Below are 21,011 nucleotides of genomic sequence, written 5' to 3' on the forward strand. Positions count from 1 at the left end.
TTGGTCCCAGGATGTGAAACTTAAAATTACCGGCTGATCACCGGATTAGGCTTGTTATGATGAGGCTGCCTCCGGTTCGGAAATAACGGGGAGCGTCACGGTAAACGTAGTGCCTTCCTGGAGAGCGCTCTGGACCGATATGTTCCCGCCGTGATTATGGATGATGTTGTGTGTGATCATAAACCCAAGGCCGGTGCCTGATTCCTTGGTCGTGAAAAAGGGCTTGCCCAGCGCCTGGATCTGCTCCGCAGTCATGCCGCAGCCTTCGTCCTGAACGCTGATGAAGGCCTCGTTGTTCCGGGAGAGGGCGTGGATCCGGATGATGCCGCCTTCCGGCATGGCTTCCATCGCATTTTTGAGCAGGTTAATGAAGACCTGTTTCAGCTGGTTGGCCTCGCCGGCAATCCAGATGGAAGGTTCGGAGAAGGCGGAAACGATCTCGATATTTTTTAATGCGGCCTGGCCGTTCATCAGCGTGATTACCTGGTCCAGCAGCGGCAGAATGTCCATTGGCTTGCTCGCATGCGAAACCTGGGGTTTGGACAGCACCAGCAGCTCATTGACGATAAATTCGATCCGTTTCAGCTCGGATTCCATGATCGCAAAGTACTGGTCGTTGTTTTGGCTGGAGGTGCGGAGGAGCTTCAAAAAGCCGAAAATGGCAGTCAGCGGATTGCGGATTTCGTGAGCGATGCCTGCGGCAAGCTGCCCTGCCGTCGATAGCTTCTCGGACTGCATGAGCCGGTCTTCCTCAAGCTTCTGGTCGGAGATATCTTTAAAGATCCCGATGACGCACCGCTTTTTTTGATAGGTAATCTTCAGTGAAAATCCTTCCACATGCCTCAGCTGTCCATTGAGACAGCGGATGCGGTAGCGCACTGAGCCGATGGGCCTGTTGTTGTAGTGCCGCTGCTTGCGCTCGGCCAGAATTTCGTGGTCGGCGGCGTCGACCAAATCGTCCGTTGACATGCCAATTACGGCTTCAAGGCTGTCTGCTTGAATGAGCCTGAGTCCGGCAGGATTGGCATACTGAATCTGGCCGTGGTTCGTAATCAGCACGGAAAGGGGGAGGCCATCCAGCAGCTGCATGAAGGAATCCTCCCGCTCGTGCAGATGGGTTTCGGTATAATGCAGCCTGGTTTCCATTTGCATCATCTGGGTCCTGTTCTCGAATTGGGTGAAGTAAATCTCAGGTTTCCCGGCCTCATTTCGAATCAAGGAGATGCGGATATCAAGGGATAACCGTTGTCCTGAAGGATGATAGTAATGTTGGTCGATCCGGTGCTGATCCCGTTTCATGGACTGCAGCCACTCCCCGCACTTAACGATGTCGCGGGACAGTTCCTGAATCGCGGGAAGAAGAAGATCCGGCAAAGTGAAATGGTCAGGTGTATAACCGAGGAGGGTGCATAAAGCGGGGTTGACCTTTAGGAAGGCTCCGTCAGGCGCGATAAGGGCCATGCCGATCGCGGCCTGCCTAAAGGCAAAGTCGTAATTATGGACTTCAGCGGATCGCATGGCAGTTCCCCTCTCTACTTTCAAGCCGTGGCATATTTATACATATTATAATCGCGAATCTCTTTAATCATCAATGCTAAAGTAAGTGAACATTAACTTTTAAAAGAGAGCCGCGGAACATGGGGACAAAAATATATTCGATATGGAGGTGCTGTAAATGAAAATCACGCTTACTTTGCTCACTTCAGAGGAATTAAAGCAGCAGTGGAAGCAGGCTTTTACCGAACAGGACATCTTCCGCCCTGATGAGTACTACGACAAATGTCTCGCTGAAAACGCAGCGGGTGTCCGTGAAACGATCATCGCCTATGCAGATGACCAGGTCGCCGGGGTATGTCACCTGAAATACGAATCGGACTACCCCCCTTTCCAAGAGCAGGGCATTCCGGAAGTGAATGATCTCAATGTGTTCCCTGTCTTCCAGCGCCAAGGAATCGGCAACCGGATCCTGGAGGAGTTTGAATCGATCGTAAGCCGCAAGGGCAAGCGGATCGGCATCGGTGTGGGCTTGTTCAAGGACTACGGCAAGGCACAGCGCATTTACTGCCGCAGAGGTTACATTCCCGATGGCAACGGCATCGTGTATAAGAACCAGCCGGTCGTGCCGGGCGAGATGGTCCGGGTGGACGATGATCTGAATCTCTTTTTTATTAAGGAACTTCAATAAAAAGGAACGTTGGAGGTGCACGATTGGGATTGGAACTGGAAACCGCACAGCCGGAAAGCCACGGCCTGTCGTCCGGCGATGTACTTCGGTTCTTGGAACGGATTGAGGAACTGGAGCTTCAGGTCAACCGTTTGATGCTGCTTCAGAATGGAGAAGTTACGGCCCGTTTCAACCGTCAGCCGTATCGGGAAGAGGCACCCACGTTATTATTTTCGCTTAGCAAAAGCTTCACTTCCATTGCGGCGGGAATTGCCAGGGACGAAGGATATATCCGGCTGACGGATCCGGTCGTTTCGTATTTTCCCGATAAGCTTGCCGATGACGTCCCGCCCTACTTATCCCAGATGACCATCCACCATCTGCTTTCGATGAATACAGGGCATCATGACAACATCTACGGTCGGGTGATGGAATCCGGGTCAGACTGGGCCCAAACGTTCTTATCCTTGGCGCCGGAGCATCCGCCGGGAAGCCATTACGTGTACAACACGCATGCGACCTATATGGTTGCCGCCATTTTGGAAAGAGCGACCGGGATGAGCCTCGTCGAATATGTAAAACCGAGATTGTTCGAGCCGCTTGGAATTGGCTTGGTGGATTGGGAGACCTGCCCGATGGGAGTGGCCGCAGGCGGCATGGGGCTGAGCATTCCCATCGACGGCGTGGCGAAGTTCGGTCAGATGCTGCTGAACGAGGGCGTGTATGGCGGCCGGAGAATCGTATCGGCGGAATACATCCGGTTAGCCACCGCGGAGCAGAGCGATAACCGCCGCAATGAGACGAGGGCCGATTTTTCGGAAGGATATGGCTACCAATTTTTTCGGTGCCGGCAGGGGTGTTATATGGGAAACGGCGGGTTCGGGCAGCTCTGCTTTGTTGCTCCGAAGCACGGCATTGTCATTGCAGCCTCTTCCGGCATGAGCCATATGAAAAAGCAGCTGCCGCTGCTGCTGGACCTCATCTATGAGCATATCGTGGACCGGGTAGACCGATCGCAACAAGTCAGCTCCGAAGCGTACCCGCTGCTTCTGCGGCGGATCGCGCGAATACAGGAAGACGCTGAGCACCGGGTACCTTCTGCTTTGTCTCCCATGCCGGATGATTGGGCAGGGCAATACCGTGTCCAGGCTCCAGAGCCAGGCGGCGTTGCCGAGATTACGGTGTGCAGCCTAGATGAGCGGTCCGAGCTTCGGATCCGTTATGCCGATGGCAGCCGGCGCGAACTTCCCTTTGATTTGACGAAGAGGGTAAGCACCAAGGACATCTTCCGGAAGGATCTGGCCATGCATCGGCAGGAAGCCGTCATTTCGGCCCGATTTACCGGGGATCTGCAGCTCGAGCTAACCGTGGTGTACATCGAGACACCCTATAGGGTCACGCTCACCCTAACGTTCGCGGAGGGGCAGGTTGAGCTCGCGGAGGAGGTCAACGTCTCTTTTGACAAGAAGACGACCCGGGTCACGGCTGTAAAGCAGGAACAGCTGGCGGAAAGGAGCGGAGCATGATCAAGGGCGTGCTGTTTGACCTGGACGGTACACTGCTGGACCGGGATACCTCGCTGCTGCGCTTTACGGAGGATCAATATGAACGGTTTCCGGAGCTTCAACGCGTGGACCGGGATCAATATATCCGCCGTTTTGTAGAGCTGGACGCACGGGGGTATGTCTGGAAGGACAAAGTTTATGAACAGCTTGTGCGGGAAATGGACTTGGAGTTGTCCTGGGAGCGCCTTCTGAAGGACTATATCGCCGGTTTTCGCCTTCACTGCATAGGTTATCCGCATCTTCGGGAAATGCTGACTGCTCTCAAGCGCCTTGGAATGAAGCTCGGGATCATTTCCAACGGCTTCGGCGAGTTTCAATGGGGCAGCATTCAAGGGCTCGGCATTGCTGATGATTTTGACGCCATTCTCATTTCCGAGCTGGAAGGGCTCCGCAAGCCGGACCCGGCTATTTTCCGTAGGGCTTTGGACAGGCTGGAGCTCCAGCCGGAGGAGGCTGTGTTTGTCGGGGATCATCCCGTTAACGATGTCGAGGCGAGCCGGAAGGTCGGGATGATGGCGGTATGGATGAAGGCGGCTGCCGGAAACACGAGCTGTGAGACGGATTATTCGATCACCGACTTAATGGAACTGAAGGACATTTTGAGTAATTAAGCCATATGCAATATTTGGACAATGGGACCATGAGTTCCATTGTCCTTTTTTCGTGAGATAAGACGGAGAAAAGGGAAAAAACTCTTTACAATGAAATTGAGAATCATTATCATAATAAGTGTGTATACATACACATAAATTGAACTTTTCCACGCATAATGTGTCAACAAAGGCAATCATGCGTTAGACGATACGGCATTTTCGACAACGTTGAACATAGCATAAGGCACCCTGCATGCGGAGCGGCGAACCCGCCGCGAAATACAATCCCTAAAAAAGGATGATACGGTATGGTACAAAACACATTGGCTTGGCCGGAGCAAGAGATTGCCACGGAGGATAAACCGCAGCTCCAGTCGAGGCTCGGCACCGAGCAGCTGAACATCGGATACGCCGATACGCTCATTGTCAACAATTTGAACCTGAGCATTCCGGCGGGTAAAATTACGGCTTTGGTCGGCTCCAACGGCTCCGGCAAATCGACGATTCTCAAAACGATGGCCCGCTTGATGAAGCCATCCTCCGGAGCGGTGCTGCTCGACGGCAAATCGATTCACAGCCAGCCGACCAAGGATGTGGCGAAGCAGCTCGCGATCCTGCCGCAAACCCCCACGGCCCCGGATGGGCTGACCGTAACCGAGCTGATCGGCTTCGGCCGTTCGCCGCATCAGCGGGGATTTGGCAGCATCAGCGCACAGGACCGTGAGGTTATCGAGTGGGCCATTGACGTTACGGGGCTTGGGGCTTTTAGGGACCGGGCGATCGACCAGTTGTCAGGCGGCCAGCGCCAACGGGCATGGATCGCCATGGCGCTGGCTCAGCAGACGGATATTCTGTTCCTCGACGAGCCTACGACCTTCCTGGATATGGCGCATCAGCTGGAAGTGCTGCAGCTGCTTCAGAAGCTGAATGAGGAAGAGGGCCGCACGATCGTCATGGTCGTTCACGACCTGAACCATGCCACACGGTATGCGCAGCATATGGTGGCGATCAAATCAGGCACAGTCGTGGCAGAAGGAACACCCGGCGAAGTCATGACCCGGGAAGTGCTGCGGGAGGTCTTCGCTATTGAAGCCGACATCCTCGTCGACCCCCGAACCGGAGTCCCGCTGTGTCTGCCTTACGAACTGGCGAGAAGAGCTTAAACCGTTATTATCTTCATATAAGCACCCGTGAAACTTTCAGATATGTCAGCGGCAGGATCGCTGGTATGATGGAGCTGAAGCGGGTGCTTTTCTCTTTTAACCCAATAAAATGGAAAGGTTGCTGGTTCATGACTGCTAATTCAGTACATCACTTGAAGCGGAACACGATTCTTTATTTTGTCCGGCATGCCGAATCGCTTTATGAGGAAGGCAGGGAACGAACACGGGGGCTGTCCCGTCAGGGGCCGGCAGACGCGCTTGCGGTCAAGGACAGACTGCTGGGTGAAGGCATTGACTTGTACATTTCCAGTCCCTACGAGCGAGCCGTGCGAACGATTCGGGATGCCGCCGACTCTGCGGGCAGGGAAATCATCATAGAAGAAGATTTGAGGGAACGGGAAATCGGGCAGATCGGGCGCCTATCGTTTCAAGAAGCGAAGCAAAAAGTATACGGCGATGCCGCTTTTGCTTTTCCGGGGGGAGAGTCGAGCATGGAGGCGCGGCAAAGAGCGGCCCAGGTAGTCCGGAAACTGCTTGATGAGCATGCCGGAAAGCGGATTGTCATTGGGACTCACGGTGATATTATGACGTTGATGCTGGGCGAATTTGACCCGCGGTTCGATTACGCCTTCTGGGAATCCACTTCCATGCCGGATATTTACAAGACGGAGTGGGAGGGAGAGAACCTGCGGCAGGTGACGAGGATGTGGCGGGAGTAGGAAATCATATGTATCATTGTTAAAATTTATGATAGACTGAAAGCGCTGTATCTGCCAGTTTCATAGGGCAACCCTTCGAGCTCGTCCATTGGCCTTGAGGCCAATCCAGGAAGAGGCTGAGCGAACGAAGGAGAATCGACCATTCGGAGGATGATGTTCATTTGAGTAAAGTTCACTTTTCGGTTCAGGTCCGATTGGTTTCGGATTTAGAGAGGTCCAAGCGCTATTATGCGGATGTGCTCGGCTGTGACGTGTCGGACGTTTGGGCGGTAAGGGATGATTTTGCCCTCGGCTTCAAATTGATTCAGGCGGCAAAGGCGGAAGATGTCCGTCCCAACCCCTCCGGGGACAACAAGATGGTTCCATGGGACACTTACGCATATGTCGAAACGCATGAAGAGCTGGATCAATTGTACGAGCATTTCAAAGCTGGAGGAGCGCAGTTCATTCAGGAGCCGGTGCTGGAACATCAGGAATGGGGGGACTGGAAAGACTTCGTGCTGATCGATCCGGATCGGTATGCGATTGCTTTCGGATCAGGCAAAAAGGGGTCATAGTGCCGAAATGACAGCTGTTCCCGGTAAGGGGGCAGCCATTTTTCTATATTGGAGGAAAGTGATGAATACGCAGCAGGTGCTGGACCGTTTGACAAAACTTTTTATTACCGAGCTCGGAGCACCGTTGACCGGCTTATATCTGCACGGTTCGCTGGCGATGGGGTGTTACCGTGAAGACCGGAGCGATATCGATCTCCTGGCGGTCATTGAAGAGAAGCTCGACCCCGAGGTTTGGACTCGGCTCGCCCGAGGCCTTATTGAGCTTCACGGGCTGATGCCGGGGCACCGCGGGATGGAAGTCAGCGTCATCCTCAGGCAGTACGCCGGGGAGCCGCTGCACCCAACACCGTTTGAATTCCATTATTCGGAGGCTCACCGGGAGCGGTATGAATCTGATGCGCAATATGTATGCGGCGGTTATGAAGACCCTGATCTTGCGGCCCATATGATGGTCATTTACCATCGTGGGATAACGCTGTATGGGGAGCCCGCACAGTCCGTGTTCAGGCCGGAGAAAGAGATGTACATCCGGTCGATCTGGTCCGATGTCGAGCATGCCGAAAAGAAGATCGCCGAGGCGCCGGTATATTACACGCTTAATCTGTGCAGAATTTTGCGGTTTTTGCGGGAAGGCGAAGTTTCCTCCAAAAAGGAAGGCGGCGAATGGGGGCTCGCGGCCCTTCTGCCTGCGTATGAGCCGCTCCTGCGCCAGTGTCTTCTTCAGTATGAAGGAAAGACGGATGAAGTGAGCGTTGAACCTCGGATGATTCAGGCTTTTGCCCGGGATATGCTGAACGCGATTAAGCAGCGGATGACGGAGGAGGGGATTCGTCCCTGATCATCCGATCGTGGGCACACACATGTTACGCACTTGCTTCCATCATCCATTTCAATTCGTTATTGATAGATTCATAGGCTTTTGTGCAGGCCGGGTTCAATGAATACTGGACGGAACGTGGAAGTAATGGTTAAATTTTCATATGAATGGTTCACACCCCGCTGCCGGAGGAATGACGATGAAGCGATTTTTGATCGGGCAATACGGCTCGTTTGACGAGCAAAAGATGGAGCGCGATTACAGAGACAGCTTTTACGGAATCGAGGCCTGTCTGTTTGAAAATGAAGCGGACACGCAGAAACTCTTGAGCGCCTCCAGAGTGCGGGACTTCCGGATCGGCGTACATTTTCCCCTTCGTGCGGGGAGGTCACTGCTTCGGGACGCCCTGTTTCTGGATGTGGACAAACATGTCCGTGATGAAGCGCTCCGGCTGATCCGGAACGAGCTCGACTATTTAAGGAACGTACGGCCGGATTACGTGTTGTTCCATTATCCGAAGCCCGTCATCCTGGATGACCGGGTGAACTGGGACAAATGGCATTTTTCCGACAGAACGGAGTATGTCTATGATAGCGATTATTCGCTTGAATTGTTTGCGGAACGCAGCGATCAGCTTTTTGCCTGGCTTAGCGCCGCTTCCCGAGATTACGGCTTCACGCCGGTTTTGGAATTCGATGCGCTGAATTCTTATATTTATGAGCATGACGTGCTGGAAACACTGCTGAAGAAGTACCCGGACATCCGGCTGTGCCTGGATACGGGAAGGCTGTTTTTGCAGCAGAACGTAGACCCTTCCTTTCAGGCCCTGCCGGTCATCCGCAAATATGCGAAGTATGCGGAGGTTATCCACCTGTGGAATCTTCAGTACACGAAATCGTCCGTCAAGCTGCGCTACCCAGTGCTGCCGGAACAGCGCCCGGAGGACGGATGGGCCCCGATTGGAGATTATTTAACCGTTATCCGCGAGGAAAACCCGCAAGTCAAAATTCAGTTCGAGCACCGCTCCGACCTGGTCAGCCATGAGGATCTGCAGCGCTGTTATGAATGGGTAGACGAATGTCTGCGCAGCACCAATCCCAGCTGATGATGACTGGAAGCTTGGAAGGGGGAGGAGCCGATGAACAGACCCCAGCTTATTTTGGATGTCGCCGGTGTCATTGCAACGAACCTCTCGCCTGGATTTTGGGAAGAGGCTGCTGCCATGGCGGGAAGCACGACCTATCGTCAGTTAAAAGGCAGCTTCAGCCGGGAAGTTCGCGAGTCGTTCTGGACAGGCGGCATCACCATTGAGCAGTTTAGGGACTGGCTTGCCGGGCATGGACCAGATCTGAGCATGGAACGGCTTAGCGCGCTGGCGATGAGGTATTTGCAACCCCTCCCCGCTTTGGGGCGTATTGCCACATGGAGCAGGGACGCGGATATTCACCTGCTGAGCAATCACCGGGAGGAATGGCTGAGCGGGCTGCTGGCACCCGTCAAGGAGCAGGTGAAGAGCCTTACCATATCCAGCAGAGCAGGGTATTGCAAGCCGGATCCCCGCATTTATCAGCTCGTATGCGAGCAGCTTGGCGATGGGGGAGGACCCTGCATTTATGTGGACGATCAGGAGAAAAATTTGATCCCTGCCAGGGCATTGGGCTGGCATACGGTGATCGCGGATCCCGAAGGCCGCTGGATGGAGGAAGTTTCGCAGCTGCTGAAGCAGCTGCGATAAGGAAAGGGTGAGCGGCGTGTCGAACGATTTTTATTGCGACGAGGTGCTAAACGGCAAAACGCAGGTCAACCGCGTGTATGAGACAGATCGGGTGCTCGCTTATCATCATACGCGCCCTTATTATGAGCATCATGTTGTGGTGATCCCGAAGATTCATGTAGGATCGCTGATATCCGGAGAAGCGGAGAATACCGAACAGCTGCTGATCGAGGTTTTAAGGGTAATTAAGAAGGTCGCCTCGGACATGGTGCGGCAGACGGGAGCAGCCAAGGTCGTCACTAACTTAGGAGACTACCAGGAATCCAAACATATGCATTGGCATGTCGTGAGCGGCCAAACGATACGATGAAAGGAAGCGTAAAATGATGGAACAATGGTCTTACAAGACGGTGAAGTATAAAACAGGCGGCTTTTTGGGCGGCAAGGTGGACGAGGAGGAATTTGAGGATTTGCTGAACAGCTACGGCTACGAGGGCTGGGAGCTGGTATCGTGCTTTGACACGAGCGTATCCCAGGGACAGTCGCGGGACGTCGTCGCCATTTTCAAACGGAAAGTATAATGATTGACATTAAACCCTGACGCGCAGGGTTTTTTCTTTCTTGAAGGAGCGAAGGCGGGCGCAGCAATATGAACACTAGGCAAAAGGAGTGGATAGTACATATGGATCAACGGATCATTGAAGAGGCGAAGCAGCTGGCGGTCGCCGCAGCCAAGGAAGCGGGAGCCATCGCGAAGGCGTATTTTGACAAGCTGGAAAAGGTTGACCAAAAAGGGGATAACGGCGACCTCGTCACGGTGGTGGACCATTTGGCCGAGGAACGGATTCTCGAGCATATCCGCAGCACATTTCCGGATCACCGGATCCGGGCCGAGGAATCGGGAGATCATGGCCAGTACAGCGACTGGCTGTGGCTGGTGGACCCTTTGGACGGAACGAACAACTATGCGATCGGCCTGCCTGCGTTCTCCTGCTCGATTACGCTGATGCATCAAGGGCAGCCGGTCGTGGCCGTGGTTTATGAACCGATGATTGACCGGCTGTTCGTGTCCACCCGTAACGGTGGAACTACCTGCAATGGGCAGCCCGTAACGAACGGGCCTGCACCGGCGTTCAATAAAGCAACGGTCGCCTGGATTCAGGGACATGTGGTAGGCAGCGATGACCGCGCCACCCGGCTTAGAAACCATATCGACCTGCATACGAAGCGAATGATGCGGCTGTGGGCGCCGACCTTGCAGTGGTGCATGCTGGCGAGAGGGAATATCGATGCCATCATTCTGTATAACTCCGAAGGGGAGGACCTCTATTCCGGCGTTCTGATCGCGAAGGAAGCGGGGATGCTGGTCATGGACTTTGAAGGCAAACCATTTGACGCCATGACGGAAGAGCCTTACCTGATCGCTTGTCATCCGGAGAACCGAGATTACTTTTTGAATATGGTATTGGAAGGATTGGGCGCCCGATAGAAGCTTGCCGCAGCGGCAGTTAGCAGCCCCTAGGTGACGCATACTGAACCGGCGGCAGAAGGGAAGTGGGCAATGGTTTATTTTATCATGGGAATCGTCGTGTTTCTTGCCGGGGGGCTGATCGCAACCTGGGTGTTTGGCCCCTGGGGGACCGTTCTGGCCCTTCTGGTTATGGTCGGCCTGCTGAGCTATTTGTACGGCATGGTGGAAGACTTGAGGGCAAGGGTGAGCTTTTTGGAAAGGAAGCTGGGCGTGTCGGAAGAGGATGATTACCAGATGAGCGACGAGGACATTGAAGCGGAGCTCGAGCGGGAGCTGGATGCGGAACCCGGCAGTGCGGAAGAAGCGGAAAAGGGGCGCAATCCTACCCAGAGGGAGGAATAACGGGCATGCGATTGATGGGAATAATGCTTCTCGGAGCAGGATTGCTGCTTGTCGGACTCGGCGGTTTTGAAAAAGTATTGATTTATGCAGCGCGGACCCAAAATATTAACGATGTGTATACACTAAAGGATTTAACGCCGGATTATATTTGGAATATCACCAATATTACGCTGGTTGGCGGTATCGTGATTGCCGTCCTGGGCTTGTTCCTGTTTTTGTATAAACGAATTGCCTCAGACATTCAGCAGCAAAATCGGGAATTTGAAGATAGAATAAGCCGAGACCAACCATAAAAAGGAGTTGAACGGATGGATCAACCGGTTACAATCAACATCGACGACGTAACATTTCAATTGAAACAGCCGCATCCGCTGGAATGGCTGCCCGCCTGGGGCAAAGTGTTTGCGGTGTTTGAAAAGCAGGACTCCGGCAACCTTTCATTTGGCGTGGAAAAGGACGGGGTCAGACGGTTCATCAAGTACGCCGGAGCGGCTACTACGGAGTTTGAGGGTGAACCGGCGGAAGCCATCCTGCGTTTGAAGCAGGCTGTTCAAGTTTACGAAGATTTGGATCATCCGAGCTTGGTGCGGCTGCTGAGCCATTTTGAAGCCGGAACCGGCTACGCCGCCGTGTTTGAATGGTTTGACGGGGAGTCGCTGCATCCTCATTGGGCATTTCCGCCTCCGGCCAAATATGAAGACCCGAGGTCCCCATTTTATCGTTACCGCCGGCTGCCGCTGGAGAAACGGCTGGCATCCTACAGAGCTATTCTTGATTTTCATGTCCACGTCGAGGAAAAAGGGTACATAGCAGTTGATTTCTATGACGGAAGCGTTCTTTACGATTTTGCTGCCGACACGACGAAAATCTGCGATATCGACCTTTACCAGAAAGGCTCTTTTGAGAACCGGATGGGCAGGCTGTGGGGATCGTCCCGCTTTATGTCCCCCGAGGAGTTTGAATACGGCGCTGCGATTGACGGCGTGACTAATGTGTATAATATGGGGGCGACAGCCTTTTTCATCTTTGGCGGGGAGATGGACCGCTCCTATGACCAATGGGATGCCGGCAGGTCTCTGTATGACATTGCGCTGAAGGCGGTTCATGCCGACCGGGCCGGGCGGTATGCTTCTGTGGCCGACTTCGCGTCTGCCTGGGGTAAGGCTCTCCAAGAGCCAGATGGCAGATGAGTCCCGGGGAATCGCCCATTCATTTGGATTTGGGCCACGGACGTAGAAGCAAGCAGGCATTTTTGGCGGCATGGTACAATAGAAACGCACAAACCAACCGGATGATGCCTTGCATGACTTTGATTGAGGCACGCTGACGCCGTTTTATCACTTTACTGAAAGAAGGGTACATCTTGTCGTACGAATGGATTTTGTTTGATGCGGATGAAACGCTGTTCGATTTTAAAATGTCGGAGAGCCACGCGCTGAACCAGCTGCTCACCAGCTGCAGCCTGGACGCGAATGATACGGAAATAACGGCCTGCTATAAAAGGATCAATGAGGAGCTTTGGCGTGAATTTGAGCAGGGTCTGATCAGCTCGGCGGAGCTGCGGGTCGAGCGCTTTCGCCGATTCGGCCGCGAGCAGGGGCTGAGCGACGACGCCGAGGAATTGAGCAGACGTTACCTGGGATCGCTCGCCGAAGGCGCGTTTATTTTGGCGGGTGCGCTGGATATCTGTCTCTATCTTAAGGAGCACGGTTACAAAATGGCCATCATCACGAACGGCATTAAAGAGGTACAGTTCGGACGGATCGGCCGCTCCGACCTGAAGGACTTTTTCGAGGCGGTCATCGTCTCCGAGGATACGGGGTTCCAGAAGCCGCAGGCGGGTATTTTCGAGCATGCCTTCCGGGTGATTCAGGAGGAACGCAAGGATAAAATGCTGATGGTCGGCGATTCTCTCACCTCGGACATTCAGGGAGGCAACAATATCGGCATCGACACGTGCTGGTACAACCCGAATCGCCTGCCCAACGAAACCGCCATCGTCCCGACTTATGAGATCCACGATCTGGCGGAGATCAAGGACATTTTGGAGAAGAAGGATTGACCGGGCTTGCCGGCTCCTTCATTCACGAAAGCGCTTGAAGAATTTACAACAATTTGACTCGGCTGTAACGAATTTGTGACGATTTGGGTCCCGGCTGTGGCTTACAATAAAGTTACATCACAGAGCCCTCTCGCAGCGTTTGAAAACAATCCCGCAGGGTAATGGTTGATATGGATAGAAATCATGATTCCATAAAGGAGATATTTTCAAATGAAAAAAAAGATGACCGTATTCGCTTCCCTGATGATCGTTTTTCTGCTGGGGCTGGTAGTGACTTCAACGAGTGCAGTCGGGTCTGATAACGAATATAAGCCGGTTCCGCAAACCGAGGACACGGTGACGGCGATGCTGTCCACCATCGGGAACAAGAACGGCCACCTCTACGTGACGGTGGATCCGATCGAATGGTATGAGGGCGCGGCGGCAGACAAGAAGTTCCTTGAGCGGGAGCCGGATGCCGAAGAGCTGGGCGGCGCTCCTGACGGGTATTACATCGTCAACGACGATGAGACGCTGGAGACGTACGAAATCGCTCCGGATGCTGAAGTGCTGATGCAGCTGTATGATCATGACGGAACCTATGAAGGAATGAACATTCAGTGGAACGAACCGGTCAGCCTGAACAAGTTTTTGGCGATTTACCATAACGACAAGCTGCTGGACATTCGCTCTTTTCCGTTTCATTTGACGGTGAAGGACGGCAAAGTCGTCAAAGTGGTGCAGCAGTATATTCCATAAATCTCGGGTAAAAAGAAAATCCAGTGCCGCCGAGGGCACTGGATTTTTTGCTTTTTAAGGGCAGTCTGCATGGCAGCCGGGCGCGAGGCGCGGCAAGCTCCGTTACAGATGCGTTCCGCCGCTGGCGTCCAATAGCTGGCCCGTGATCCAGCGGCTGTCGTCCGAAGCCAGAAAGGCGGCGATATCGGCGACATCTTCAGGCTGTCCCCACCGCTTAAAGATCGAGAAGTTCGCGCCAAACTCGCGGCCTTCCGGCGTCTGCAGCGTCTCGGCATTCATCTCGGTCTCCACGAATCCCGGCATGATCGCGTTGATCGTAATGCCGCGGGAGCCAAGCTGAGTCGAGAGGTTCAGGGTCAGCGTATTGATCGCCCCTTTGGACATGCTGTAGGCGGGAATCACCGGCAGCGAGATCCGGGTCGTCGCGGAGGAGATGTTGATGATCCGCCCGCCGTCCCGCAGCCGCGGCAATGCTTGCTGAATGACGAAAAACGGTGCTTTAACGTTCACGTTCATCACCTCATCGAAGGATTCCTCCGTTGTCGCCTCAATGGGAAGGGAAAGTCCGATGCCCGCATTGTTCACAAGAATGTCCAGGCCGGGGCGGCCTGTTTGATTCTGCAAAAGGCCATCCAAGGTTTCATACATCTCCGGGATGCCGCGAACGGATCTGAAGTCCGCCGCGAGGAGCAGCGCCGTTCCGCCCTGCTGTTCGATCTCGCGGGCGACCGCCTCGGCGGCGGAGCGGTTTTGTCCATAATGGAGAACCACCAGCGCCCCTTCGGCGGCCAGGCGCAGCGCAATGGCCCTGCCGATGCCGCGGCTCGCTCCGGTAACCAGTGCTGTTTTTCCAGTCAATCTATTCATGTATTGTCAACTCCTCATCGGTTTAACAGGCAGTGGCCTGCTTGAGTCATTTATAGCATGAGAAGGATTTTGAGATGTTGCTCTCCCATTCGGGCATATGCCCGTCTGTCTCAACCGATGAACACAAAAAAGGCATCAGCCGGGTATACAAACCGGTTGATGCCTTTCGATGATTTGCGCACGACTAAAAAATGCCCATGCTCAGATACCGTTCTCCGGTATCCGGCGCAATGCACAGTACCCGTTTGCCGGGTCCCAGACGCCGGGCTATCTGCAGCGCGGTCCAGACGGAAGCGCCTGAGGAGGGGCCGACCAGGATGCCTTCTTCGGCGGCAAGCCTGCGCGTCGTTCCGATGGCGTCTTCGTCACTGACCTGAAAAATTTCGTCGTAGACGTCCGTGTTCAGGATCGGCGGGATGAAACCGGGGCTGGTGCCCACCAGCTTATGCGCTCCCGGCTGGCCGCCGGATAGCACGGGCGAGCCTTTCGGCTCGGCGACATAGATGCCGATGCCGGGGAGTCTCTCCCTCAGCACTTCGCCCGTGCCGGTAATGGTCCCGCCGGTGCCCGCCGTAGCGACGAAGGCATCCAGCCGCCCTTCCATCTGCTCTATAATTTCCAGCGCCGTCGTGCGGCGGTGGATATCCGGGTTAGCCCGGTTCTCGAACTGCTGAGGAATGAAGCTGCCTTCAATTTCCCGTTGCAGCTCCTGCGCCTTGCGGATAGCACCAGGCATCCGCTCCGCTGCCGGCGTCAGCACCACTTCAGCTCCATACGCCTTCAGCAGATTGATCCGCTCCTTGGTCATGTTGTCGGGCATCACCATAATGGCGCGGTATCCTTTGGCCGCCGCGTTCATCGCCAGCCCGATGCCGGTGTTGCCGCTCGTCGGCTCGATAATAGTCGAGCCCGGCTTCAGCAGGCCGTCCTGCTCCGCCTGCGCGATCAAATTATAAGCGGCCCGGTCCTTGACGCTTCCGCTAGGGTTGAAGTATTCGAGCTTCACGTACACGTCGGCATCCTGTTCTCCCGCCAAACGGCGGAGCTTGACCGCCGGGGTATCGCCGATGAGCTCGGTTATATTTTGCACAACTTTCGGTTCAGTCATGGGGTCCATCTCCTTGTCAGTTCATCAGCCGGTTCACAGCTTCTAAGCTTTCCGTTCATTATAGAACTTCGGCAGGGAGATCACAACGTAGAGGCAGCGGAAGGAGATACCGGCGAGGGCAGCGTGAAAGGCTTTATGGCCGGCTTAAAGAACGCTTTTGTCCCTGGCTTTAGCTGCCGCGGACGCTTTGGATATTTTCGCGGGCAGGACAAAGAACAGCAGCTGCATCAATGCGAAAATCAGCAGGGCGATTCCTTCCTCCGCCAGCAAATATAAGGGGTGTGGACCGAGAAAGTCCAGAATCGAAGCGGTCGGCGGCTTGTGCATCAGAAACATGTAGTTGGACCCCAGCATCCAGTTGATGACGCCAACTCCAAGTGCAAGAACGTTCAGAAAAATCATTGTCCAGCCGATAGATCTCCAGGTGGGCTGAAGCTTTTCGACCCAGGTCATGTACAGGGATGCCAGAATGATGAGCATATGAGCCGCGAAGAATTGAAAGAACCGGAAATGAGGGTAGGCAAAATCCAGGCTTGGGGTGATGAGGGCCTGAAGGGCGCCGCCGATCCCGGCGAAGAACAGGATTTGATAGAGGAAGCGGCTGCGGACGGCCAGCATGACTACCGAGAGCAGCAGCGTAATGCTGCACAGCTCGAGCGGCAGCGTGGACTTGATGTTCCAGTAGCCTTCTGTTATGTTCCATATGTCGAGTGCGATTTCGGAGGCGATCAGACAGGCGATGATCAAGTAACGGACCGCCTGCCTGGCCGACATGCTGTCCTGAAGGCGGATTCTGCCCAGGAACATCAGGATGCAGGCGAGCACGAAGACCGTCAGCGCAGCAAGGTGCGGGCCGGAAAACATGACGAACGAATGGCTCATACATTCATGCTCCTTTGCTACTAAAGATCGTAAAGCCGACGCATATCTCTTATCATATCCACTTTCTGGAATATCGCAAGATCTGAAGGACGCCTCCTTCAATCGGGTATAGGTATGGTAAGCGGATTTATACTTGGAAAATTATTGTTGGTCAATACTATGGATGGAGTCGATGGCTATGGATGAGACGATAACCCCCGCCGAGCGGGTTCGAATCGGACTTTCCGGCTGGGGGGATCATGACGACATTTACGAAAAGGGAACCAAGGCGGGGGAGAAGCTGGGGATGTACGGCAACGTGTTCCCCATCGTGGAGATGGACAACTCCTTCTATGCGACCCCCTCGCCAGAGCGTATGGAGAAATGGGCTGCCCAAACGCCGGATTCCTTCGGTTTTGTGGTGAAAGCCTATCAGGGAATGACTGGACACGCCCGGGGTAAAAGCCCTTATCCTGATTCCAGGACGATGTTTCAAGCGTTCCGGGAGTCTGCGGAAGTGCTGCGCCAGGCCGGCAAGCTGAGCGCCGTGCTGTTTCAGTATCCGCCGTGGTTTGACTGTGAGCGCAAGCATGTGGACATTCTGCGCCGGACCCGCGAGTGGATGGACGGATTTCCACTGGCGTTAGAATTCCGCCATCAGAGCTGGTTTGCCGGGGAGATGAGGGAGAAGACGCTGGCCTTTATGAAGGAAGAAGGATGGATTCATACCGTCTGCGACGAGCCTCAGGCCGGAGAGGGATCGGTGCCGCTCGTTCTGGAAGCGACCCGTGAAGACGTGTCGCTTGTGCGGCTGCATGGCCGCAATGCGGCGGGATGGCATTCCAGCGGTCAGCCCAATTGGCGGGAGGTCCGGTATTTGTACAGGTACAGCGACAAGGAGCTTGAGGAATGGAAGGAGCATATCGGGAAGCTGCTGGAGAAAACCCGGGAATGCTGGGTCATTTTTAACAACAATTCGGGCGGGGATGCGGCGGACAATGCAATTCAGCTGATGGACAAGCTCGGCATGAAGACCCCGGAGAAGCCTCCGGGACAGCTGTCGCTTTTTGGCGAAGGGGAGCTGTAAATATTGTCATATACGAGAATGGGTGACAAACTTAATCCATCTGTTTTTTAGATGATAACTATATTAAATGGTTATTTCAGGTCTGGCTCCGATTTGTTTATAATAGAAATTGAGCCGCTTACATTATCGTGAAATGGCTTACATTGCATTGATTGTTCAGATTTCCGTCCAAATATAGATTGAACAATGAAGCGGTTTATTCATTCTATATGACTATTAAAAAATCAAGGCGGAGGTATCACGTTAACGATGATAACCAATAAGAGAGACGAGCAAGCGCAGGGGGCTTGGGAATCGTATTACGGGCCCAATCTGGGGTACGTCCAGGAACAGTACGAACGTTATGTAAATGATCCGGAATCGGTGGACGAAACGTACCGTAAAGTGTTCCAGCTGTGGGGAGCGCCGCCGATGGCGTCTGCCGAGCTGGAACCGGCTGCGGCACCGAAATCCGTCGCTTTGGATGGCAACCTGCTGAAGAAGGGCGTTGACGCAGGCAAGCTGGTGTGGAACATCCGCACTTATGGACACTTGGCGGCAGACATTGATCCGCTGGGCATTCTCCCCAAAGCCGACACACGGGTTCTTGAGCCTGAGCAGTACGGGCTGAGCCAATCCGACCTGGAAGCATTTCCGGCTTCATTGATCTGGGACGGAGCTCCCGATAACGTGAGAACTGGCTGGGAAGCCATCCAGAAACTGCGTCAAACATATACAGGCACAATTGCTTATGAATTCAGTCACGTCCATGAAGTGGAGGAGCGCGTATGGCTTAACCGCCAGGTCGAGAACCAGTCCGTGGCTCCTTTGAACGCAGAGCAGAAAAAGGCGCTGCTTGAAAGACTGGTGGAAGTAGATCAATTCGAAGAGTTCCTTCACAAAACTTTTGTCGGGCAAAAGCGCTTCTCCATCGAAGGAACCGACACGATGGTTCCGATGCTGGATGAGCTTGTCCACCACATGGTGGACGAAGGCGCGGAGCATATTTTGATGGGCATGGCCCACAGGGGCCGTCTGAACGTGCTGGCTCACGTGCTCGGCAAGCCTTACGATAAAATTTTCGCGGAATTCCATCACTCCCCGAACAAGAAGATGTTCCCTTCAGAAGGATCGATGGGCATCAATTTCGGCTGGACCGGAGACGTGAAATACCATCTTGGCGCGAACCGTACCGTTGAGGGAGCGAGCGACGTCAAAGCGAAGATCACGCTCGCGAACAACCCGAGCCATCTGGAGTACGTTAATCCGGTGGTCGAGGGCTTTGCCCGCGCCGCCCAGGAGGACCGCACCGAGCCGGGATATCCGCAGCAGGACGTAAACAAAGCCGCGACGGTGATCATTCATGGGGATTCCGCATTCCCTGGCGAAGGCATCGTGGCCGAGACCTTGAACTTCAACAAGCTGCCGGGCTTCCAGAACGGCGGAACGATTCATATTATTGCGAACAACAACATCGGCTTTACGACGGAGAGTAAAGACTCCCGTTCGACGCATTACGCAAGCGACCTGGCGAAAGGTTATGAAATTCCGATCGTTCACGTGAACGCCGACGATCCCGAAGCGTGCGTCAACGCGATGCGCCTGGCCAGCGAATACCGCAACAAGTTCAAGAAGGACTTCCTGATTGACTTGGTCGGCTACCGCCGTTACGGCCACAACGAAACGGACGATCCGGATACGACCCAGCCGCTCGTATACCAGAAAGTGAAGGCTCATCCGCGGGTTGCCGCCATTTATGCGGATATCCTGATCAAGGAAGGCGTGATCAGCAAGGAAGAATCCGCGCAGATCATCCAGCAGGTTCAGGAGCGCTTGAAGGCGGCATACGACCGGATTAAGGACAAGGAACAGGATCCGGCCAACTCGCATCACCAGACGCCAGCCGAAGAGCGGATCGCTAAGATCAAGACAGCCGTGCCGATTGGCAAGCTGCGCAAGATCAATAAGGATCTGCTGAGCCGTCCGGATGACTTCAACGTCTATCCTAAGCTGCAGCGTATTCTGGAGCGCCGGGAAACCGCGCTGAACGAAGGGGAAAAGGTGGATTGGGGTCTTGCAGAGACGCTGGCTTTCGCCTCGATCGTCGCGGACGGTAAGCCGATCCGGCTGACCGGTCAGGACGCCGAGCGGGCCACTTTTGCACACCGCAACTTGGTGCTGCATGATACGAAGAACGGCTCGACTTACTGCCCGATTCATCATCTGCCGGACGCCAAGGCATCCTTTGCCATTTACAACAGCCCGCTGTCCGAAGCAGCGGTGCTCGGATTCGAATACGGCTACAACGTGTACTCGCCGGAGACCTTCGTCATTTGGGAAGCCCAGTACGGTGACTTCTCCAACGTGGCACAGGTGATCACCGACCAGTTCATTTCGGCCGGCCGCTCTAAATGGGGACAGAAATCGAGCCTTGTGATGCTCCTGCCTCACGGCTACGAAGGCGCCGGACCGGAGCACTCCAGTGCCCGTCTGGAACGGTTCCTGCAGCTCGGCGGGGAAGAGAACTTTACGGTAGCGAACGTTACGACGGCAGCCCAGTACTTCCACTTGCTGCGCCGTCAAGCGGCACTGACCGAAAGCGAAGATGCGCGTCCGCTGATCTTGATGTCGCCGAAGAGCCTGATCCGGAATGCCCGCGTGGCTTCCAGCCCGGCCGAATTCGCCGAAGGCTCCTTCAAGCCTGTGCTGGAACAGCCAGGTCTGGGCGGACGTCCGGAGCGCGTTGAGCGCATCGTCCTGTGCAGCGGCAAGATTGCCGTTGAGCTGGAGGAGGCGATGGAGAAGAGCGGCGAGGCGAACGAATGGCTGCACATCCTTCGTGTGGAGCAGCTGTATCCGTTCCCTGAGAAGGAAGTCGCCGGCATTCTGGCCCGCTTTACGAACGTGAAGGAAATTTTGTGGGTACAGGAAGAGCCTGAGAACATGGGAGCATGGCGCTACATCGAGTCCAAGCTCCGCAAGGTGGCGCCGAAGGATACGCCGGTGAACTACAACGGCCGTCCGGAACGCTCCAGTACGGCGAGCGGCTTCCAACAAGTACACGCCTTCGAGCAGCAGCAAATCGTTGCGGCAGCATTGAATCAAAAATCCATTAAGCATAACATCACTCTGGGGAGGTAGCGG

At 54.5% G+C, this 21,011-nt stretch carries 23 protein-coding genes; 19 read left to right on the forward strand and 4 right to left on the reverse strand.

The window, feature by feature from the left end:
• Window positions 1-54: 54 nt before the first annotated feature.
• Window positions 55-1,518 carry a PAS domain-containing sensor histidine kinase gene (locus GCU45_RS22510; RefSeq protein ID WP_152400697.1) on the reverse strand — a complete coding sequence of 488 codons (1,464 nt, stop codon included), beginning with the start codon at window positions 1,516-1,518 and terminating at the stop codon, window positions 55-57.
• 157 nt (window positions 1,519-1,675) lie between these two features.
• Between GCU45_RS22510 and GCU45_RS22515 the strand changes: the two genes are divergently transcribed.
• From GCU45_RS22515 to GCU45_RS22595, 17 genes are all read left to right on the forward strand, one after another.
• Window positions 1,676-2,185 (forward strand): GNAT family N-acetyltransferase, encoded by a 510-nt coding sequence (locus GCU45_RS22515; protein ID WP_105445886.1) that lies wholly within the window; start codon window positions 1,676-1,678, stop codon window positions 2,183-2,185.
• Between the two features lie 23 nt (window positions 2,186-2,208).
• Window positions 2,209-3,690 carry a serine hydrolase domain-containing protein gene (locus tag GCU45_RS22520; RefSeq protein WP_152400699.1) on the forward strand — a complete coding sequence of 494 codons (1,482 nt, stop codon included), beginning with the start codon at window positions 2,209-2,211 and terminating at the stop codon, window positions 3,688-3,690.
• Window positions 3,687-4,340, forward strand: coding sequence for an HAD family hydrolase (locus GCU45_RS22525; RefSeq protein ID WP_152400701.1), 654 nt, complete (start codon window positions 3,687-3,689; stop codon window positions 4,338-4,340). The genes GCU45_RS22520 and GCU45_RS22525 overlap by 4 nt, the downstream gene beginning before the upstream one ends.
• A 290-nt stretch (window positions 4,341-4,630) precedes the next feature.
• A complete protein-coding gene (locus GCU45_RS22530) occupies window positions 4,631-5,485 on the forward strand; it encodes an ABC transporter ATP-binding protein (RefSeq protein ID WP_152400703.1) in 855 nt (284 codons plus the stop codon).
• A gap of 128 nt (window positions 5,486-5,613) precedes the next feature.
• Window positions 5,614-6,204, forward strand: a complete 591-nt coding sequence (locus tag GCU45_RS22535; RefSeq protein ID WP_152400705.1) for a histidine phosphatase family protein — start codon at window positions 5,614-5,616, stop codon at window positions 6,202-6,204.
• A gap of 161 nt (window positions 6,205-6,365) precedes the next feature.
• A complete protein-coding gene (locus GCU45_RS22540) occupies window positions 6,366-6,761 on the forward strand; it encodes a VOC family protein (RefSeq protein WP_152400708.1) in 396 nt (131 codons plus the stop codon).
• A 61-nt stretch (window positions 6,762-6,822) separates the two neighbouring features.
• Window positions 6,823-7,599, forward strand: coding sequence for an aminoglycoside adenylyltransferase domain-containing protein (locus tag GCU45_RS22545; protein ID WP_152400711.1), 777 nt, complete (start codon window positions 6,823-6,825; stop codon window positions 7,597-7,599).
• Window positions 7,600-7,777: 178 nt separating this feature from the next.
• Complete coding sequence (locus tag GCU45_RS22550) at window positions 7,778-8,683, forward strand: sugar phosphate isomerase/epimerase (protein WP_152400713.1); 906 nt, start codon at window positions 7,778-7,780, stop codon at window positions 8,681-8,683.
• A 33-nt stretch (window positions 8,684-8,716) separates the two neighbouring features.
• Window positions 8,717-9,313 carry an HAD family hydrolase gene (locus GCU45_RS22555; protein WP_152400715.1) on the forward strand — a complete coding sequence of 199 codons (597 nt, stop codon included), beginning with the start codon at window positions 8,717-8,719 and terminating at the stop codon, window positions 9,311-9,313.
• Window positions 9,314-9,329: 16 nt separating this feature from the next.
• Window positions 9,330-9,662, forward strand: a complete 333-nt coding sequence (locus tag GCU45_RS22560) for an HIT family protein (protein ID WP_152400717.1) — start codon at window positions 9,330-9,332, stop codon at window positions 9,660-9,662.
• Between the two features lie 16 nt (window positions 9,663-9,678).
• Window positions 9,679-9,873, forward strand: a complete 195-nt coding sequence (locus tag GCU45_RS22565) for a DUF4177 domain-containing protein (protein ID WP_152403267.1) — start codon at window positions 9,679-9,681, stop codon at window positions 9,871-9,873.
• 101 nt (window positions 9,874-9,974) lie between these two features.
• Complete coding sequence (locus GCU45_RS22570; RefSeq protein ID WP_152400719.1) at window positions 9,975-10,781, forward strand: inositol monophosphatase family protein; 807 nt, start codon at window positions 9,975-9,977, stop codon at window positions 10,779-10,781.
• A gap of 33 nt (window positions 10,782-10,814) precedes the next feature.
• Window positions 10,815-11,165 (forward strand): hypothetical protein, encoded by a 351-nt coding sequence (locus GCU45_RS22575; RefSeq protein WP_152400721.1) that lies wholly within the window; start codon window positions 10,815-10,817, stop codon window positions 11,163-11,165.
• Window positions 11,166-11,170: 5 nt separating this feature from the next.
• Entirely contained in the window at window positions 11,171-11,458 is a 288-nt protein-coding gene (locus GCU45_RS22580) for a hypothetical protein (protein ID WP_152400723.1), read from the forward strand.
• A 15-nt stretch (window positions 11,459-11,473) separates the two neighbouring features.
• Window positions 11,474-12,355, forward strand: coding sequence for a serine/threonine-protein kinase (locus tag GCU45_RS22585; protein WP_152400725.1), 882 nt, complete (start codon window positions 11,474-11,476; stop codon window positions 12,353-12,355).
• Window positions 12,356-12,528: 173 nt separating this feature from the next.
• The gene (locus GCU45_RS22590) at window positions 12,529-13,227 is read left to right on the forward strand and encodes a YjjG family noncanonical pyrimidine nucleotidase (RefSeq protein ID WP_152400727.1); all 699 of its coding nucleotides are present in this window, start codon (window positions 12,529-12,531) and stop codon (window positions 13,225-13,227) included.
• A 210-nt stretch (window positions 13,228-13,437) separates the two neighbouring features.
• Complete coding sequence (locus GCU45_RS22595) at window positions 13,438-13,965, forward strand: hypothetical protein (protein WP_089545691.1); 528 nt, start codon at window positions 13,438-13,440, stop codon at window positions 13,963-13,965.
• A 102-nt stretch (window positions 13,966-14,067) separates the two neighbouring features.
• Here GCU45_RS22595 and GCU45_RS22600 read toward each other — a convergent pair whose 3' ends face one another.
• The 3 genes from GCU45_RS22600 to GCU45_RS22610 form a co-directional block, all read right to left on the reverse strand.
• Complete coding sequence (locus GCU45_RS22600; RefSeq protein ID WP_152400729.1) at window positions 14,068-14,832, reverse strand: SDR family oxidoreductase; 765 nt, start codon at window positions 14,830-14,832, stop codon at window positions 14,068-14,070.
• Between the two features lie 184 nt (window positions 14,833-15,016).
• On the reverse strand, window positions 15,017-15,940 hold the full coding sequence (gene cysK / locus GCU45_RS22605; protein WP_152400731.1) for a cysteine synthase A: 924 nt from the start codon (window positions 15,938-15,940) through the stop codon (window positions 15,017-15,019).
• A 144-nt stretch (window positions 15,941-16,084) separates the two neighbouring features.
• Window positions 16,085-16,822 carry a YwaF family protein gene (locus tag GCU45_RS22610; RefSeq protein WP_152400733.1) on the reverse strand — a complete coding sequence of 246 codons (738 nt, stop codon included), beginning with the start codon at window positions 16,820-16,822 and terminating at the stop codon, window positions 16,085-16,087.
• A gap of 178 nt (window positions 16,823-17,000) precedes the next feature.
• On the opposite strand from GCU45_RS22610, the gene GCU45_RS22615 reads away from it, so the two are divergent.
• On the forward strand, window positions 17,001-17,888 hold the full coding sequence (locus GCU45_RS22615) for a DUF72 domain-containing protein (protein WP_145136366.1): 888 nt from the start codon (window positions 17,001-17,003) through the stop codon (window positions 17,886-17,888).
• Between the two features lie 249 nt (window positions 17,889-18,137).
• Window positions 18,138-21,008, forward strand: a complete 2,871-nt coding sequence (locus GCU45_RS22620) for a 2-oxoglutarate dehydrogenase E1 component (protein WP_152400735.1) — start codon at window positions 18,138-18,140, stop codon at window positions 21,006-21,008.
• Window positions 21,009-21,011: the final 3 nt, after the last annotated feature.

This window comes from Paenibacillus cellulositrophicus, from assembly GCF_009363095.1.
GTDB classification, from domain to species: Bacteria; Bacillota; Bacilli; order Paenibacillales; family Paenibacillaceae; genus Paenibacillus_AQ; species Paenibacillus_AQ favisporus.

Bases quoted from the DNA above. Each gene is read 5' to 3' on its own strand.
- GCU45_RS22580 (WP_152400723.1), top strand. From the start codon at position 11,171: ATGCGATTGATGGGAATAATGCTTCTCGGAGCAGGATTGCTGCTTGTC.
- GCU45_RS22615 (WP_145136366.1), top strand. From the start codon at position 17,001: ATGGATGAGACGATAACCCCCGCCGAGCGGGTTCGAATCGGACTTTCC.
- GCU45_RS22545 (WP_152400711.1), top strand. From the start codon at position 6,823: ATGAATACGCAGCAGGTGCTGGACCGTTTGACAAAACTTTTTATTACC.
- GCU45_RS22535 (WP_152400705.1), top strand. From the start codon at position 5,614: ATGACTGCTAATTCAGTACATCACTTGAAGCGGAACACGATTCTTTAT.
- GCU45_RS22530 (WP_152400703.1), top strand. From the start codon at position 4,631: ATGGTACAAAACACATTGGCTTGGCCGGAGCAAGAGATTGCCACGGAG.
- GCU45_RS22555 (WP_152400715.1), top strand. From the start codon at position 8,717: ATGAACAGACCCCAGCTTATTTTGGATGTCGCCGGTGTCATTGCAACG.
- GCU45_RS22515 (WP_105445886.1), top strand. From the start codon at position 1,676: ATGAAAATCACGCTTACTTTGCTCACTTCAGAGGAATTAAAGCAGCAG.
- GCU45_RS22565 (WP_152403267.1), top strand. From the start codon at position 9,679: ATGGAACAATGGTCTTACAAGACGGTGAAGTATAAAACAGGCGGCTTT.
- cysK (WP_152400731.1), bottom strand. From the start codon at position 15,940: ATGACTGAACCGAAAGTTGTGCAAAATATAACCGAGCTCATCGGCGAT.
- GCU45_RS22550 (WP_152400713.1), top strand. From the start codon at position 7,778: ATGAAGCGATTTTTGATCGGGCAATACGGCTCGTTTGACGAGCAAAAG.
- GCU45_RS22570 (WP_152400719.1), top strand. From the start codon at position 9,975: ATGGATCAACGGATCATTGAAGAGGCGAAGCAGCTGGCGGTCGCCGCA.
- GCU45_RS22600 (WP_152400729.1), bottom strand. From the start codon at position 14,832: ATGAATAGATTGACTGGAAAAACAGCACTGGTTACCGGAGCGAGCCGC.
- GCU45_RS22510 (WP_152400697.1), bottom strand. From the start codon at position 1,518: ATGCGATCCGCTGAAGTCCATAATTACGACTTTGCCTTTAGGCAGGCC.
- GCU45_RS22610 (WP_152400733.1), bottom strand. From the start codon at position 16,822: ATGAGCCATTCGTTCGTCATGTTTTCCGGCCCGCACCTTGCTGCGCTG.
- GCU45_RS22525 (WP_152400701.1), top strand. From the start codon at position 3,687: ATGATCAAGGGCGTGCTGTTTGACCTGGACGGTACACTGCTGGACCGG.
- GCU45_RS22585 (WP_152400725.1), top strand. From the start codon at position 11,474: ATGGATCAACCGGTTACAATCAACATCGACGACGTAACATTTCAATTG.
- GCU45_RS22620 (WP_152400735.1), top strand. From the start codon at position 18,138: ATGATAACCAATAAGAGAGACGAGCAAGCGCAGGGGGCTTGGGAATCG.
- GCU45_RS22595 (WP_089545691.1), top strand. From the start codon at position 13,438: ATGAAAAAAAAGATGACCGTATTCGCTTCCCTGATGATCGTTTTTCTG.